The sequence below is a fragment of the Streptomyces sp. NPDC001156 genome, assembly GCF_053598275.1.
This window is the reverse complement of record NZ_JBSFJX010000096.1, coordinates 1-17,351: the sequence shown is the minus strand read 5'-3', so window position 1 is coordinate 17,351 and position 17,351 is coordinate 1. Positions and strand designations below refer to the sequence as shown.

Sequence of the window (17,351 nt, the reverse complement as noted above, 5' to 3'; positions counted from 1 at the left end):
GTGCTGGTGCGCATGGACGGGGGGCCGGCTCCTGGGCTCGCGCCCGGGAGCCGGCCCGCCGTCGTCAGCGCCTGCCGTGCCTCACTGGCCGAAGCCGTAGGCGAACAGGTGGTCGGTACCGGTCGAACCCGTCACCGGCAGCGTGATCGACGCCACCTGCTTGGACGCGTCGAGGGGGACCTTCGTGGCGAAGACGTAGGTCTTCACGCCGTCCCGGCCACCGCTCCCGGTGTTCCGGTAGCCCGTCGTCACGGCCGTCGTGTCATCTGCCATCGGCTTGCTCGAACCGGCGTTGAGCGTCCAGTCCGAGAAGCCCACCGTCGCCTTGGATATGGTGCCGTCGGTGTAGGTGACGGTCATCGTGCCCGAGACCCCGCTGCCGTCGGTCGGCGCGTTGGTCGCCGTACCCAGCAGACCCAGCGACGCACCCGATGTACCGGCCGGCATCGGGATGGTCTGGCCGGCCATCTCCAAGTTGTCCAGCTGACCGGACTTCGCCGTCGGCCAGATGTAGGAGATGCCGTCGACCGTGACGGTGGAGCCGCTCGCGACGCCCGCCGCCGACAGCGCGTTCTGCGAGAACGCCCAGCCGCCGCCGTCGAAGCCGCCCGAGAAGCTCGCGCCATCGGGGTAGATGCCCTCGTTGGTGTCGAACGGCCACAGCTCACCCGCCTTGGCCACGGCCACACGGAGGGTCGCCCCGCTCAGCGCCGCACCCGTGCTGTGGTCGGTCAGCGCGAAGGTGACCGGGAACGTTCCCTCGTCCGCGCCCGCCGTCACATGGATCTTCGCCTCGGCGCTGCCCGAAGCGGGCACCTGCACCGAGCCGGACGCCGTGTCCAACGTGACGCCGGAGGGCGCTGCCGCCGTCCAGTCGACCGTGACGGCCTTGCTGCCGAGGTTGGTCACGTCGAGCGTGCCGTCACCGGACGTGCCCGGCTGGAGCACCAGGCCGTCGCTGGAGGGACCGGTCGCGGCCAGCACCCGGCTGCCACCCGTGGTGTCTGACGGCGGCGCCGCGGACGGGTCGGACGCCCAGGACTTGTTGGGCTGGGTGCCGAGCGTGAAGTCGACGATGCCCGCGCTCTTGAACTGCTGGTAGGTCAGCCAGGGGGCGTTCCACTCCTTGCCCTTGACGTCGAGCGCCTGCACGTACTGCGCGTCCTTGGCGGCCTGGGGGGCGTTGATCTGCACGGTCTTACCGTTGCCGAAGGTCACCATCGCCACCGGGAACACCGGGCTGCCGAGCGCCAGCGTGTCGGCGCCCGGGGTCTCCGGGTACATGCCGAGCTCGGACCAGACGTACCAGGAGCTCATCGCTCCGAGGTCGTCGTTGCCGAACGAGCCGACCGGGGCGTTGAAGTACAGGTCCTGCTGGGTCTCACGGACGGCCGCCTGGGTCTTCCACGGCTCGCCCGTGTAGTCGTACTCCCAGGGGATTTCCAGGCTGGGCTCGTTGCTCAGGTCGGCGTTGGTGTTGCCCGGGTTCGTGATGTTGTCGAGCAGGCTGTCCAGGTAGGACGAGTACGCCTTGTCACCGCCGCGGGCCTGGATGAGCTGCTGCAGGTTGAACGGGACCATTGGCGTGTACTGGGCCGAGGTGCCCTCCACGAAGCCGTTGGAGGTACCCGGGGTGAAACCGCCGGCGAACTGGCCGTCCTTGTTCTTGGCCTGCATGAAGCCGGTCTGCGGGTTGAAGACGTTCATCCAGTCCTGGGCGCGGGTGGCGAACTTCGTGTAGACCGCCGTCTTGCCCAGGGACTTCGCGAAGGAGGCGAGGGCGTAGTCGGCCGAGTCGTATTCCAGCTGCGTGGAGACCGGGCCGTAGAAGTTGCAGCAGTTGTAGTCGTTCTCGTCCAGCGGCAGGTAGCCCTTCGCGTCCCGCACCGACTCGCCGGGGCGGTCGTTGTTCGGGACCGTGGCCTCGTGCTGCAGGGCGGCGAGCGCTTTGTCCGTGTCGAAGCTCTGGGCGCCGAAGGCGTACGCGTCGGCGATGATGCCGGCGGCCGGGTCGCCGACCATCACGTAGCTCTCGCCGTTGTTGGAGGCCCACTTGGGAAGCAGTCCCGTCTGGTCGTAGCCGTTGAGCATCGAGGTGACGACGTCGCCGGCGACCTTGGGCTCGACCATCGCCATCAGCTGCGTCTGGGAGCGGTAGGTGTCCCAGCCCGAGTAGTTGGCGTACTGGGCCTGCTGGCCCTTGGCCAGCATGTGGACCTGGTTGTCCATGCCCATGTACTGGCCGTTGTGGTCCGAGAAGACGTTCGGGTGCAGCAGCGCGTGGTAGAGCGCGGTGTAGAACTGCACCTGTTGGTCGGAGGACCCGCCACCGACCTGGATCTTGTTCAGCACTCCGTTCCAGGCGTCGTGGTTCGCCTGCTCGACGGCGCCGAAGTCCCAGTTTTTGATCTCGGAGGAGAGGTTGTCCGCGGCGTTGGCGTCACTCGTGTACGAGATGCCGACCTTCGCGGTCACCGTCGGGTTCGACGAGGTGTCGAAGGTCAGGTACATGCCGTTCGCGCCCGTGGTGGGCGGCTGGGCCGCCTTGCTCGCGGCGGACGGGTTCGCGCTCGCCTCCGGCGCACCACTGGCGCTCGGCGCCGGGGAGGCCGTGCCGGAGGTCTTGCCGCCGCTCCTGTGGACCGTCGGGGCCGGCTTCGCCGGGACGGTGAAGTGCCTCTCCTTCAGCGGGGCCGACTTGGGCGCCTGCGAGGTCTGCTGGACCTTGCCCGCTTTCAGCGACGTCGCGTTGGGGGTGAGGGTGCTGCCGACCCAGGTACCGCTCTGTGTGAACGGCTGGTCGAACTTGATGTCGAAGTGCAGCGTGTACTTGTTGCTCGCACCGCAGAAGTGACCGCTGTCGATCGCCCCGGAGATTTCCTTTTTGCTCTCCACCTGGATGCGGGTGCCGTCCACCTGGGTCGCACCACCGCTGAGCTTGAGCAGCAGGTTGGCCTGCTGGCCGGCGGGGAAGGTGAACGTGCCCAACCCGGCACGGGTGGTGTCGGTGAGCTGGGTCTTGACGCCGTTCGCGTCGGTGACCCCGTAGTAGCCGATGCCCGCCTTCTCGTTGTCATGGCTGAAGCCGACGGACGTGTTGGCGAGATTGCCCGAGAGGGCGCCGGTCACGGGCAGGATCGGTAGGTCGCCGGCGACGGGGCAGCCGGGGCCCGACACGTGGGTGAGGCTGTAGCCGGAGATCTTGTTGTCGTTGTACTCATAGCCGCCACCATCGGGGCGACTCGGTGTCGTGTCGGGACCCCACTGCACCATGCCGGTCGGCATGTCGGGGCCCGGGAAGGTGTCCACCGCACCGGAGGTGCCGATAAGGGGATTGACGAGGGATGCAGGGTCCTTCGCAAAGGCCGGCGTTGCGGCGCTCGCGGCATAGGCGCCGCCGATCGCCGGGAGCGGGAGTAGCGCGATGCCCAGGACGGACACCACGGCCAAGCGTGAGCTGAGTCTCTTTCGGTTACGTGGCGCACCTGAACGTCGGGGTCGGGCCATCGGTTGCCTCCGCAGCAGTCCGTGCTTGGCACATGAGTGCTGACGTGCCGAAAACCGGTACGCCAACGACAGGCAACGGTGCCGGACGCCTTGGCGGCCTGACAACGTTGCCATGCACGAGTGTCGAGTGAAACGCCTGTGCTCGTGGCGTGTCAACGAAGCCAACAGGACTTTCTGATGGCGAAGTTCACAGGCGCCCCTTCCAGCGGCACGATCGAGCGCCGCGCGTGAGGCGCGGCAGTTCCTCGGACCAGGCGTCGACCCCGGCCCCCTGGTTGATGCGACGTCAGGCCCCGGAGGGCACCCACCCGAACCCGACCGGGCGGGCCCTGCAGGGAGCGGTGGATGCGCCGGTTGGCCAGCATGTGCCAGATCGCGGCGATGATCGAGTGCTCGACGGCGATCAGCGCCTTGGTCGGGCCGCGGCGAGTGGTCAGGCCGCTTGTAGCGTGCCTGCCGGAAGGAGTCCTTGGTCCGTGCCGCTCCGAACGCGGCCATCCCCAGTGCCCCTTTCAGGTAGGGATTGCCGGACTGTGTCCGGGGTACCGCGGACCCGGCCGGCCGGCCGATTCGTGGTACCCCGGACACAGTCCGGCCCAGGAGGCCAGGCGCTTGGCCGAGGGGAGCCGGGTCATGTCACCCCCGGTCTCGGCCACGATCACACTGCCTCCCACCAGCGCGAATCAGTATTCGGCACGCGCAACGCCGTCGTGGGTGCAGCGCATGCCCCCTCGGGCGCGGTGGGACCCCGAACGGGACCCGCGCCACGGCCCCTGCCGTACCGGCTCCCTGCACTCGGCCCCTGGGACGAGGCCGCACGACGCTGCTCCGACTCCGGCACACAGGCCGACACTCCGGGCAATCAACAGGATTTCGGGCAGCGGTTGTTGCCCTTACCGTCCGCCCGCGAGGCCGCGTGGGCGGTTCGGCCCTGTCTGTCCGGTGACACCGAGTGACCATCCCCGCCCCGGTGACTGACTCCCATCAATCCGCTCACCGCACCCCTCCATCCATGCAGCCGGGGTTACTTCTCAGTCAACCCCCCAGTAACGAACATCGTTCACGATCGCAACTCCTGTATTTGCTCCGGCACCTTTGATCAAGGAATGGCAAAAGTCGCTGCTTGAAGCGTGGATGACTCCGGCCCGGCGGCGAAGTCACGAATGCCAAGTCGTTTCATGTTCCATCAACATTCAACTCCCGATCCCTGTGAGCAACATGGCCAATCCCTATGGTCCTTGAGGCTCTTGAGGGAAGGGACCCATGGAACAACTCCACGCAATCCGGGCTCGCGGCATCACTAAGAGTTTCGGTGACGTCGTCGCGCTCGACGGCATCGACCTCGACGTGACGCAGGGGCATATCCACGGCCTGGTCGGACCGAACGGCGCCGGGAAGACGACCTTGCTCGGCCTTCTGCTGGGGCTCGCGGTTGCCGACAGCGGTCGCCTCGAGGTCCTGGGTACACCGGTCGGACGGGCACTCGACGCTCCCGACGGTGTCGCTGGCTTCGTGGACGGTCCCGCTCTCTACCCCTCACTCACCCCACGGCAGAACCTCGCCGCGCTGGCCGCACTCCGCGGCCACGACACGCGTACCGCGGACATCGACGACGTACTCGCCGAGGTCGGCCTCACCGACGTCGCCGACGACCGCACCCGCGGCTTCTCCCTCGGCATGCGCCAGCGGCTCGGACTCGCCGCAGCCCTGCTGACCAAGCCCCGGCTGCTCGTGCTCGACGAACCCTCCAACGGCCTTGATCCGGCGGGCAAGAAGCACGTGCACGGTGTCCTCACCCGGCTCGCAGCCGACGGGACCGCCGTCGTCCTGTCGAGCCACAACATGGACGACCTCGAGGCGCTGTGCTCCGAGGTGACCATCGTCGCCACCGGACGCGTCGTCTTCTCCGGCCCGCTGAACAAGCTGGCCGCCGACAACCGTGAACTCGACTACCGGCTGCTCGCCTCCGACCCGCAGGCCGCCCGCCGGGTGGCCGACGACGCGCCCGGGGTCCGGGTCGTCGACGACGCCGGGGTACGCCAGGACGCCGAACTGCTCGTCGTACGCGCCCTGGTGCCCGCCCTGGACGACCTCGTGGTGCGGCTCGTGGAGGAGGGCGTCGCGCTGCGCGAACTCACTCCCGTGGTGTCGCCGCTCGAAGCCGCGTTCCTCGCCCTCACCGAACAGCAGGAGGCCGGCCGATGACCGCGACCCTCACCCCGAGCCCAGAACAGGAACACGAGCCCGTGACCCGGGGCCGTCGTATCCCCGTCACCCGCGCCTGTCGCTTCGAGCTCGTCAAGCTCGTCTCCCAGTGGCGGATCCGCCTGCTGGTCCTCGCCTGCTGGATCGTTCCTGCGCTCTTCGTCGCCGGCGTGAGCCAGCAGAGCACGCTCCCCGTGGACACCCTCTTCGGGCGCTGGATGCACGCCTCCGGGTGGGCCGGGCCGCTGGTGATGCTCGGTTTCGCGGGGACCTGGGCGCTCCCGCTGCTGACCTCGGTCGTGGCCGGTGACGTGTTCGCCTCCGAGGACCGGCTCGGCACCTGGCGCCAGTTGCTCGTAGCGGTCCGCTCACCTCGGCGGATCTTCGTGGCGAAGGTGGTCGCCAGCCTCACCGTCCTGCTGCTGCTCGTAGCCGGACTTGCGGTCTCCAGCACGGTCGGCGGCCTCCTGGCCGTCGGCAACCAGCCGCTGGTCGGCCTCGACGGCCACCTCATGGCACCGTCGGACGTCGCCGTTCAGGTCCTGCTCTCCTGGATCTGCGTCCTCGCTCCGACCCTGGCGCTCGCCGCACTCGGCTTCCTCGGGTCGGTCACGCTGGGACGGTCCCCGATGGGGCTGCTGGTGCCCGTGCTCGTCGCGCTCGCGATGGCGGTCGCCCAGATGCTGCCGCTCCCCGTGGCCGTCCGGGTCGCCCTGCCCAGCTACGCCTTCATCTCCTGGAACGGGCTGTTCACCAGCCCGCAGCAGCTCGGCCCGCTGCTGATCGGCGTCGTCGTCAGCCTCGTGTGGGCCGTGGCCGCCACGGCGCTGGCCTATGTGCTCTTCGTACGGCGCGAATTCACCAACCTGAGCCACGATGGTTCGGGCCGCCGCGCCATCACCGTCGGAGTCCTGCCGCTCGTCGGGGTGGCCGCCGTGTCGTTCGCCGTCGTCGCCGCGACGACCTCGGCAACGGCCTCCGGGATCGAGCAGGACAAGGTGGAGCGTTCGGTCGCCACGGCGTTCGCGCACCTGTACCGCATGCAGACCGACGAACTCAACAGACCCGCCGTCACCGAGGCCCAGTTGCAGGCCACGGCGGCGTGCAGCAAGGGCCATGTCCAGGACAGCGCAGAGGGGCCGGGCAACGACTGGCGCTGCGTCGTCTCCTGGCATCTCCCCGGCGTCCAGACCACAGGTCAGGCCATCTACCAACTGGACGTCACCTCAGACGGGCGGTTCGTCGCCGATGGCGACGGACCGAAGGAAGTGAACGGCTACTTCCTGGTGCGGACCCCCAATGGGGACGCGCCGAACCCGATGTGGCAGTTCGACGGCAACGTCGAACTGCTCGACTCCACCTCGAAGGGATAAGTCTCCATGCAGGTAACTCGGCAGCGCCAGGTCAGCCAGAAGGGCCAGTTCCACGTCCTCGGCAGACGAGTCGGGCGCCGGTCGCTCATGGTGACGGCAGGCATCGCGGTCGCCCTCGGCGTCACGGGCACGGCCGTAGCCTCCACGGCTCACTTCGGCACCGAGCAGGTCGGCCAGGTCACCGCCAACGGCCGGGTCGTCTCCGACGACCAGCACCTCCAGCCCTACGGCGACAGCAGCGTCATCAACGACGGCAAGATCATGTCGTCCACCGTCAGCCCGGACGGCAAGCACTTGGCCGCCTCGGTCACCGACGGCGACGCCGCCCTGGTGATCATGGACCTCACCACCGGCACGGTGGCGCAGAAGATCGGCACCAACACGGCCGACAACCTGCGCATCAGCAGCAGCGCCGTGGGCCAGGAAGGCCCGACCTACTCACCCGACGGCAATTCGCTGTGGCTGGGCCAGGCCACCGGTTACACCAAGTTCACCGTCAACGCCGACGGCACCCTGGCCAACCCGGTCGCCGTGAGCATCCCGACCGTGAGCGGCCACCAGGCCCTCGTGGGCGCCGCAGTGTTCTCCGCTGACGGCTCCACCGTGTACGGCGCGGTCAACGGCCAGAACAAGGTCGTCGCCATCGACGCCGCCACCGGCACCGTCAAGGCGACCTGGACCACCGGCACCGCCCCGCGCGGCCTGGCCCTGGTCGACGGCAAGCTGTATGTCTCCAACGAGGGCGGTCGCCCGGCCAAGGCCGGCGAGACCACCATCAACTCCTACGGCACCCAGGTCCCGGCGGACCGTGAGACCGGCGCCTCCACCACCGGCACGGTCAGCGTGATCAACACCGCCGACGCGTCCGCCGCCGTGGCCACCATCGATGTCGGTCTGCACCCGACCGCGGTGTACGCGAAGAACGGCGTGCTGTTCGTCACCAACACCGCCGACAACAGCGTCTCGGTCATCGACTCCACGAGCGACAAGGTCGTCCAGACCATCTCCACCCAGCCGTGGGCGGAGGCCTCGGTCGGCTACGAGCCCAACGCCGTCACCCTCACCGACGACGGCCGTCTGCTGGTGACGCTGGGCCGCGCCAACGCCGTCGCGGTCTACCGCTACTCCGGCCCGCAGCAGCCCGCCCGCTACGTCGGCCTGCTCCCGACGGACTACTTCCCGTCGGAGATCGCCAGCGTCGGTGGGAAGATCGTCGTCTCCAACACCCGTGGCATAGACGCCCGTCGCTCGACCACGACCAAGCACGGCACCCACGACACCACGTCCAGCCTGACCACGTTCACCCTGCCGAGCGACGACGTCGTCAAGTCGTACACGCCCAAGGTGTTCCAGATGAACAGCTGGAGCGGCGACTCGCTCAAGCTGTCCGAGACCAACGGCAACGTGCCCGCGGTGCCGGTCCCGGCCCGGCTCGGCGACCCCTCGACGATCAAGCACGTCTTCCTGCTCGTCAAGGAGAACCGCACCTACGACCAGGTCTACGGCGACATCCCGCAGGGCAACGGCGACCCCTCGCTGACCACGTTCGGCGAGAACGTCACGCCCAACCAGCATGCGCTGGCCAAGCAGTTCGGCCTGTACGACAACTTCTACGACATGGGCACGAACTCCGCCGAGGGCCATAACTGGCTCACGCAGTCGGACAACCCGGAGTACACCGAGTCCTCCGCCGGTGAGTACACGCGCTCCTACGACACCGAGGACGACGTCCTCGGCCACCAGAAGACCGGCTTCATCTGGACCGGTGCGAAGGCGGCGGGGAAGTCAGTCAAGGACTACGGCGAGTTCCAGACGCTGGAGCAGAAGCCGTCGGGTTCGAGCTGGCAGAACCTGTACTGCGACAGTAAGGACATGGCCGCGACCGGCTCGCCGTCCAAGTACCCCATCAAGACGGGCTCGGCAATCCCCTCGCTCAACGACGTCTCGGTGCAGGGCTTCCCGAAGTTCGACACCAGCGTGCCGGACGTATACAAGGAGCAGGTCTGGGAGCAGGACTTCAAGAAGAACGGTCCTGCGAACCTGAACATGTTCTGGTACTCCAACGACCACACCGGTGGCCCGGCGAACTCCGCCGCCCAGGTCGCCGACAACGACCTCGCGGTCGGCCGCACGGTCGACGCGATCACGCACAGCGAGTACTGGAAGGACTCGGCGATCTTCATCGTCGAGGACGACTCCCAGGCCGGCCAGGACCACGTCGACGGCCACCGTGCGCCGATCCAGATCATCAGCCCGTACGCCAAGCACGGCGTCGTCGACAGCCACTACTACTCGCAAGTCACGATGATGCGCACCATCGAGCAGATCCTCGGGATCCACCCGATGAACCAGATGGACACCGCGGCCACCCCGATGTTCGGCGCGTTCACGAACAAGGCAGACAACACGCCGTTCGCGGCCGTTCCCAACCGGACCTCGCTGACCCTCGGCGTGAACCCGGCGCCCACCTGCGGTACAGACACCCCGGCCCCGCAGAACCCGGCGGCGGCGGCCGCGCCCACGACGACGGCCGTCCCGGCGGCGCAGCAGCCGGTGGCGGACGAGTGGAAGAGCTGGGCCTCCAAGCAGCGTTTCACCGGCCCCAACGCCGTGCCGGACGCCGCCAACCCGGCACAGATGGACCGCTACACCTGGTACCAGACCTACAACTTCTCCAAGCCCTTCCCGGGTGACAAGAAGGTCTACGCGCCCAAGGACGTCCCCGGCGCCTACCTCCCGTCCTCGGAGAACGACGGCTGACACAGTAGGCCGGTCGGCATAGCCTGACCGTCGTCAGATGGCCCCTGACCGGCATCCGCCGGTCAGGGGCCATCTGCGTTTTCCACAGGGGTGCGGGCGGGTCACAGGTGTCGGCTGGCGTGGGGGGCCGGGATTCGGGTTGGAACGCGGCCGCCGAGGACGCTGGTGCGTCCGGCTGCCTGATCCCTGCGAGCGTCCGCGCGACGTCGCACATGACGTGTGACCAGGCCGGATGAATCGTCGGCACCCGGTGCCCGCTCGTGAGCGGCCCGGATCCTCATCCACAATCGGACTGGGGGACGTCGTCGCCATCGCCGCCGTCCGGCCTGCGCCTCCTCCGGTCCGGACAGCGGCGTAGGCATGGACCAGTTCCACTCCGCGTCGCGGAGGTCAGGGTTCAGGGCGGCGGACATGGGCACGGCGAGCCGGTCGCGCATGCTCTCCGTAGGTGCCGCCCCCGTACCGGGCCCGACCGAGCACCGGCACCGCTTCCAGTACGAGTACGGCCAGATCATCGTCGATCGGCTCGGTGCTGAAGTCGTGAGCCGCCTGCCGTACGCGCTCCGCCACGGCCTTCGCCCCCAGCCCGACGCACCCGCGGAACACCTCGGCGAGGCCATCGTTGTCGTCCAACTGGCGGTTTCCTCTGCGCCGCTCGGTCACGCCGTCGGTCACGCACAGCAGCGCCTCGCCCGGTGCGAGGGTGAACGAGTTGGCGTGGAACTCCGCGTGCTCGTCGATTCCGAGCAACATCTGTGGGTCGGCGGCCGGCGCCACCGAGCCGTCGGCCGACAGCCTCAAGGGAAGCGGGTGCCCGGCGCTGGCGATCGTGCAGCGCGCACCGCCGGCGATCACATCCGGCTCCAGCTCCCCGTAGAGCAGGCTCAGGAAACGCGGCCCCGCCTGCTCGCTGCCGAACGACACCGCTTCCGCGCTCTCCTCCGCCATCGCGAGATTCAGCCGGCTGAGCAGGGACTCGACACCATGGCCCTCACGGGCCAGCAGCCGGACCAAATGTCGGGCCAGACCGGTGGCAGACATCGCCACCAGGTCGTGGCCGCACACGTCGCCGAGCAGGAAGCACCAGCGACGGTCCCCCATCGGGAACAGGTCGTAGAAGTCGCCGCCGACGGTCTGACTCTCACCGGCCGGCTCATAGACGATCGCCGTGTCGACGCCCGGGATCACTGCGAGGGACGCGGGGAGCTGCCTGCTCTGGAGCGTCCGGCTGATGGTCACCTCCCGGGTGTAGTGACGGGCCGTGACCACCGCCTGGGCCACTCGCCGGGCCAAGTCCTCCGCAAGTCGCGTCACGGTGTCGGTCATATGGGACAGCCCACCCTGGCCGAGCAGCAGCATGCCAAGGCATTGACCGCATGCGACCAGGGGAAACGCCAGCGCAGAGCCGGCCGCGCCCGTAGCGTCCGTGCCTTCCGGCCAGGGCCACGGGATACCTGTCGTGCTCAGCCGGGCAGGCGGCGGACGGTCCCTCTCGAGCGCTCGCCGGAGGTCTCCGATGTGCCGCTCGTCCCGGTGCCAGACGCGAGACAGCCGCATACCGCCGCTGTCGGTGCACAGCCACACGCCGCACCAGTCGGCGAGCCTGGGGACCAGAAGCTGCCCGGCGAGCGCCGCGACCATGTCCTCGTCCAGCTGACCGGCGAGCAGCTCGCTGGCCTCGGCGAGGAACGACTCCCCTTCGTGGTCGGCCCATCGGGCGCTGTGACCGTGGTGCTGAGTTTCGAGGGCCGACGAGTCGTGCTGCAGCGCCTTGGCCGACGAATCGCCCCCGCCCTCGTCACAGGGCTCCAGCGGGGCCTCCAGTTGGAACCACACGGCCTTCTCGGTGTGCCGGTAGGTGATCCCCCACGAAGTGGCCAGCGCCCGCACCAGCTGCAGACCGCGGCCGTGGAGGTTGCTCGGTACGTCCTGGCCGCTGCTGACCACGCGAGACGGATGGCGGTCCACTACTTCGATCACCACCCCTATCTGCCCGGCCCCTGCCACGTCGGACGAGGCCGGGGAGTCGTCCCCGACCTGCAACCGGCAGGCAATTTCGATCTCGAATCCCGCGGGCGTGGCGGTGCAGGTGACCAGCTCACTGACCAGGAGCACGGCGTCCTCGACCAAGCGGCCGCTGATCGTGGGTACCCCGGGATGCCCCGGCGCGGTCCGCTCGGTGAGAACCGCGCGAACGAACCGTCGCGCGGCGGCAGAGGCGAACTCATTCGCGGGCAGACGCATCCGTGACACGGAGTGGTGCAGGTCAGGGCGCTGCCGCACAGGTGACTCCCGACTCACTACCGATGTTTGAATGGATGAATGTAGTCTAAATCACGCCAGAACGACGCATATACTTCCTTCGCTCAATGACTGAAGTGGGTTTCCATGGGACGCGACCTGGCTTCGCCTGATCCGGCTCCGACTGATCCCGCTCCACGCGCCCACGAGCGGCACCCCGCGGGACTCGCCAAAGACCCCGCCGAATCCGCCTGGCCCGTCGACTTCGCCGAGTCCGCTGAGTCCGCAGACAGGCCGGGCATCGCCCTCGATGGGCCGCGGATACGTGCGGCCGAATTGCGACCGCTCCTCGCAGCGATGAATTCCTTCTGTGACGGTGATTTCACGGTCCGTGTGGAAGGTGTTCACGAGGGCGTGCTTGCCGAGATGGCGGGAGTGTTCAACCAGATCGTGCTGCGCAATGCGCATCTGGCCTCCGAGCTCGAGCGGGTGCGCCGGGAAGTGGTGCGGCAGGGCAGGATGGACGAGCGGCTCGCGGCGAGCCCCGGGCATGGGGCATGGACCACGAGCGTTGACGCGGCCAACACGCTGCTCGAAGCGCTGGCCGTCCCGGTCTCCAACGCCACGCGGGTGCTGGACGCGGTCGCGGACGGCGATCTGACGCAACGGGTCGAGCTGCACGACGGCAAGCGCCAGCTCCATGGTGATCTGCGGCGCCTCGGGCGCGGCGTGAACCGCATGGTGGACCAGCTCTCGCTGTTCACCGGCGAGCTGACCCGGGTCGCCCGTGAGGTCGGTACCGAGGGGCGCCTCGGCGGCCGGGCCAAGGTACAGGGGCTCTCGGGCGACTGGCGCTATGTGACCGAAGCTGTGAACGCGATGGCCTCGCGGCTGACCTCGCAGGTCCGCGACATCGCCGTGGTGACGACAGCCGTCGCGCGCGGCGATCTGACCCGGCAGGTCACGGTCGAGGCGACCGGCGAAATGCTGGAGCTGAAGCTGACGGTGAACACGATGGTCGACCAGCTGCGCGCGTTCGCGGACGAGGTGACGCGGGTGGCCCGCGAGGTCGGTACGGAGGGGCAGCTGGGCGGCCGGGCCCAGGTACCGGGCGTCTCGGGCGTGTGGAAGGACCTCACCGACAACGTCAACTTCATGGCGTCGAACCTGACCTCGCAGGTCCGCAACATCGCCCAGGTGACCACGGCGGTCGCCAACGGCGACCTCAGCCAGAAGATCACGGTGGACGCACGGGGCGAGATCCTGCAGCTCAAGAGCACCGTGAACACGATGGTCGACCAGCTGTCCGCGTTCGCGGACGAGGTGACGCGGGTGGCCCGCGAGGTCGGTACGGAGGGACGGCTCGGCGGCCGGGCCCAGGTCCGCGGCGTCTCCGGGGTGTGGAAGGACCTCACGGAGAACGTCAACTTCATGGCGGACAACCTCACCTCGCAGGTCCGCAACATCGCGCAGGTCGCCACCGCCGTCGCCCAGGGTGACCTCGGCAAGACGATCACGGTCGAGGCGAAAGGCGAGATCCTGGAGCTGAAATCGACCATCAACACGATGGTCGACCAACTGTCCGCGTTCGCGGACGAGGTGACCCGGGTCGCCCGCGAGGTGGGTACCGAGGGGAACCTCGGTGGACAGGCTCAGGTCCGCGGCGTCTCCGGGGTGTGGAAGGAGCTGACGGACAACGTCAACTTCATGGCGTCGAACCTGACCTCACAAGTCCGCAACATCGCCCAGGTGACCACGTCGGTCGCCAACGGCGACCTGTCGAAGAAAATCACGGTCGATGCGCGGGGCGAGATCCTGCAGCTCAAGGAGACCGTGAACACGATGGTCGAGCAGCTGCGCGCGTTCGCGGACGAGGTGACGCGGGTGGCCCGCGAGGTCGGTACGGAGGGGCGGCTCGGCGGCCGGGCCCAGGTCCGCGGCGTCTCCGGAGTGTGGAAGGACCTCACGGACAACGTCAACTTCATGGCGGACAACCTCACCTCGCAGGTCCGCAACATCGCGCAGGTCGCCACCGCCGTCGCCCAGGGTGACCTGTCGAAGAAGATCGACGTAGATGTGCGCGGCGAGATCCTGGAACTGAAGACGACCATCAACACGATGGTCGACACGCTCTCCTCGTTCGCGTCAGAGGTGACCCGCGTGGCCCGCGAGGTCGGCAGCGAAGGCCAGCTGGGCGGACAGGCCCGCGTCGAAGGCGTCTACGGAACCTGGAAGCGGCTGACCACGAACGTCAACGAGCTGGCCCTGAACCTCACCACTCAGGTCCGCGCCATCGCGGAGGTGGCCAGCGCGGTCACCCAGGGCGACATGTCCCGCTCCATCACGGTCGAGGCGCAGGGCGAGGTCGCCGAGCTGAAGAACAACATCAACCTCATGGTGTCCAACCTCCGCGAGACCACCCGAGCCAAGGACTGGCTGGAGTCCAACCTGACCCGCATGGCCGCCCTCATGCAGGGCCACCGCGACCTGGTGGAGGTCGCAGACCTGATCCTGCGCGAGCTGACGCCGCTGGTGAATGCGCAGTTCGGAGCATTCTTCCTGGCCGAGGCGGGAGCGTTGCCCGGGGAAGGCCTCGAGTTCATCGCCGGTTACGGCACCGACCAGGCCGGCGGGAGCAGCCCGCTCCCCGGCACGGGCACGCCCGGGCGTGGCCTCATTGCGCAGGCCGCCCAGGAGAAGCAGCGCATCCTCATCACGGACGCCCCGCCGGACTACATCACCATCATCTCCGGGCTCGGCTCGGCGCGTCCGGCCAGCGTCGTCATCCTGCCGATCCTTTTCGAGGACCAGGTCCTCGGAGTGATCGAGCTGGCGTCGCTCAGCAGGTTCAGCGATGTACACCTGGCCTTCATCGACCAGTTCGCCAACACGATCGGCGTCTCGATCAACACGATCATCGCCAACTCCCGTACCGAGTCCTTGCTGTCGCAGTCCCAGCGCCTCACCTCCGAGCTGCGCGAACGCTCCGACGAGCTCCAGAGCTCCAACGCCGAACTGGAGGACAAGGCCGCCCTGCTCGCGACCGCTTCGCAGTACAAGTCCGAATTCCTGGCGAACATGTCGCACGAGCTGCGCACACCGCTCAACTCGCTGCTCATCCTGGCCCAGCTGCTTGCCGACAACCCCGACGGGCACCTCTCGGAGCAGGAGGTGCAGTTCGCGACCACCATCCACCGCGCGGGCTCCGACCTGCTCCAGCTGATCAGCGACATCCTCGACCTCTCGAAGATCGAGGCCGGCCGGATGGACGTCCACCCGAAGACGCTGCCGCTGAACAAGCTGCTCGACTACGTCCATGCGACGTTCCGGCCGCTCACCATCGACCGCGGCCTGCGGTTCGAGATCGAGGTTGGCGAGGACGTGCCGCGCGAGCTGTACTCCGACGAACAGCGCCTCCAGCAAGTCCTGCGCAACCTGCTGTCCAACGCGGTGAAGTTCACCCACTCCGGCAGCGTGGAGCTGCGTGTCGACAGCGTGCCCAGGGAACAGTTCGAGGATGAGACACTCAAGAACGCCGAAGCCGTCATCGCCTTCGCCGTCAAGGACACGGGGATCGGCATCGCGCCCGAGAAACTTTCGGTGATCTTTGAGGCGTTCCAGCAGTCCGAGGGCACGACCAACCGCAGGTACGGCGGTACCGGCCTCGGCCTGTCCATCAGCCGGGAGATCGCCGGGATGCTCGGTGGCCGCATCGTCGCCGAGAGCGAGCTGGGCGTGGGCTCCCGGTTCACCCTCTACATTCCCTCACACCACCCCGGCGTACCCAGTCTGCACAGCCGGGCAGAACTGCGGGCTGCCAGCACCCCGGATGCCACCGCCCCGACGGCGCTTCCCGTGCGGACCACGACAGTCGGCACGGCCGGCGACGACGCGGCTGCGATGCCGAGCGACGTGTTCGACAACGTCGGTAGCCCCAGTCCGGAGAGGCTGGTCCTCGACACCCTCAGCCCGGACACCCTCGACCCAGACAGCCTGAACGTGCAGATCCCCAGCCCGGACGACCTGCTCAGCAGGGGAACCACCGGACCCTTGGACCCCCGCGAGGACACCTGGCCCGAGACGACCCGGCTCAAGGAGTGGCTCAACGGACGCCCCGGCCGAGTGCTGGCAGGGCGCCGCATCCTCATCGTCGACGACGACATCCGCAACGTCTTCGCACTCACCCATGTGCTGGGCCGCGTCGGCATGACGGTGAAGTACGCGGAGAACGGCCTCGAAGGCCTCGAAGTCCTCCAGCAGTCCCCCGATGTGTCCCTGGTCCTCATGGACATCATGATGCCGGAGATGGATGGATACGAGACTATTCGCACCATCCGGCGCACCCCCCGGCTCGCTCACCTGCCGATCATTGCGCTCACCGCCAAGGCCATGCCCGGCGACCGCGAAAAGGCGATCGACAGCGGTGCCTCCGAATACATCCCCAAGCCCGTCAACGTCGACCGCCTGCTGTCAGTCGTCTGCGATCTGCTCGACCCGCCGGACGACTCCGGTGCGGCGGTCCCCGACAGCGCCGTGCCGCAGCAGGGCGACGGCACGGAGGACCATGACCACGATCCACCGGAGCGCGAGCCGTGAGCACAGCCACACCCGAACCGTGCAGCATCCTCATCGTCGATGACATGGAGGAGAACCTCGTGGCGCTCGAGGCCGTGCTCGGCCCGCTCCACCAGCACCTGGTACGGGCACACTCGGGAGAGGAGGCCCTGAAGGCGATGCTCCGCCAGGACTTCGCGGTGGTCCTGCTCGACGTCCTGATGCCAGGCATGGACGGCTTCGAGACCGCCGCGAACATCAAGCGCCTCGACCAGACCAAGGACGTGCCCATCATCCTGGTGACCGGAGCCGAAGCCGGCGCGGACTACGCCTACCGTGGATACGCCCTCGGTGCCGCCGACTTCCTCACCAAGCCCATCGACCCGTGGGTGCTGCGTACCAAGGTCAACGTCTTCCTCGATCTGTATCGCAAGAACCGCCAACTGACGGCGCGCCCGACGGCGGGAAACAGGGCCCAACTCGCGGAAATCTCCGAGCGGCTCGCCGATGTGGAGCTGTTGCTCCACAACCGGCCGGACGGAGACACATCGCGACTCGCCGACCGCATCACGGAACTGGAGCATGCCGTGCGCCACCTGCAGGCGGGCCCCGACGCCTAGACGAGTCTGTCCAAATGCCTGCGGGCATGAAGAGAGGGTGTTCAAGATCCGTTTGTGACGACAGAACTGAACACCCTCGTGACCGCACTGT

Annotated in this window: 8 protein-coding genes; 5 read left to right on the top strand and 3 right to left on the bottom strand. The window is 68.1% G+C overall.

What is annotated here, in order from left to right; translation table 11 throughout:
* Positions 1-81: 81 nt before the first annotated feature.
* A complete protein-coding gene (locus ACWDA7_RS32540; protein WP_450608878.1) occupies positions 82-3,444 on the bottom strand; it encodes a lectin in 3,363 nt (1,120 codons plus the stop codon).
* A gap of 575 nt (positions 3,445-4,019) precedes the next feature.
* Positions 4,020-4,169 (bottom strand): transposase, encoded by a 150-nt coding sequence (locus tag ACWDA7_RS32535; protein WP_450608843.1) that lies wholly within the window; start codon positions 4,167-4,169, stop codon positions 4,020-4,022.
* 601 nt (positions 4,170-4,770) lie between these two features.
* On the opposite strand from ACWDA7_RS32535, the gene ACWDA7_RS32530 reads away from it, so the two are divergent.
* Genes ACWDA7_RS32530 through ACWDA7_RS32520 form a run of 3 tightly spaced genes read left to right on the top strand, consistent with a single transcriptional unit; the run spans position 4,771 to position 9,845 of the window.
* A complete protein-coding gene (locus ACWDA7_RS32530) occupies positions 4,771-5,712 on the top strand; it encodes an ABC transporter ATP-binding protein (RefSeq protein WP_450608841.1) in 942 nt (313 codons plus the stop codon).
* Complete coding sequence (locus tag ACWDA7_RS32525; protein ID WP_450608839.1) at positions 5,709-7,085, top strand: ABC transporter permease; 1,377 nt, start codon at positions 5,709-5,711, stop codon at positions 7,083-7,085. Before ACWDA7_RS32530 ends, ACWDA7_RS32525 begins: the two co-directional genes overlap by 4 nt.
* Positions 7,086-7,091: 6 nt before the next feature.
* A complete protein-coding gene (locus tag ACWDA7_RS32520; protein WP_450608838.1) occupies positions 7,092-9,845 on the top strand; it encodes an alkaline phosphatase family protein in 2,754 nt (917 codons plus the stop codon).
* Positions 9,846-10,235: 390 nt separating this feature from the next.
* Here ACWDA7_RS32520 and ACWDA7_RS32515 read toward each other — a convergent pair whose 3' ends face one another.
* Entirely contained in the window at positions 10,236-12,146 is a 1,911-nt protein-coding gene (locus ACWDA7_RS32515) for a SpoIIE family protein phosphatase (RefSeq protein ID WP_450608836.1), read from the bottom strand.
* Positions 12,147-12,443: 297 nt separating this feature from the next.
* Here ACWDA7_RS32515 and ACWDA7_RS32510 point away from each other — a divergent pair, with 297 nt between their 5' ends.
* Together ACWDA7_RS32510 and ACWDA7_RS32505 are read left to right on the top strand one after the other, a co-directional pair.
* The gene (locus ACWDA7_RS32510; protein ID WP_450608877.1) at positions 12,444-16,682 is read left to right on the top strand and encodes a HAMP domain-containing protein; all 4,239 of its coding nucleotides are present in this window, start codon (positions 12,444-12,446) and stop codon (positions 16,680-16,682) included.
* Between the two features lie 44 nt (positions 16,683-16,726).
* Positions 16,727-17,260 carry a response regulator gene (locus ACWDA7_RS32505; RefSeq protein ID WP_450608875.1) on the top strand — a complete coding sequence of 178 codons (534 nt, stop codon included), beginning with the start codon at positions 16,727-16,729 and terminating at the stop codon, positions 17,258-17,260.
* Positions 17,261-17,351 lie beyond the last annotated feature (91 nt).

Excerpts from the sequence above, each read along its gene's own strand:
- ACWDA7_RS32505 (WP_450608875.1), top strand. The coding sequence starts at position 16,727 with ATGGAGGAGAACCTCGTGGCGCTCGAGGCCGTGCTCGGCCCGCTCCAC.
- ACWDA7_RS32510 (WP_450608877.1), top strand. The coding sequence starts at position 12,444 with ATGAATTCCTTCTGTGACGGTGATTTCACGGTCCGTGTGGAAGGTGTT.
- ACWDA7_RS32530 (WP_450608841.1), top strand. The coding sequence starts at position 4,771 with ATGGAACAACTCCACGCAATCCGGGCTCGCGGCATCACTAAGAGTTTC.
- ACWDA7_RS32520 (WP_450608838.1), top strand. The coding sequence starts at position 7,092 with ATGCAGGTAACTCGGCAGCGCCAGGTCAGCCAGAAGGGCCAGTTCCAC.
- ACWDA7_RS32525 (WP_450608839.1), top strand. The coding sequence starts at position 5,709 with ATGACCGCGACCCTCACCCCGAGCCCAGAACAGGAACACGAGCCCGTG.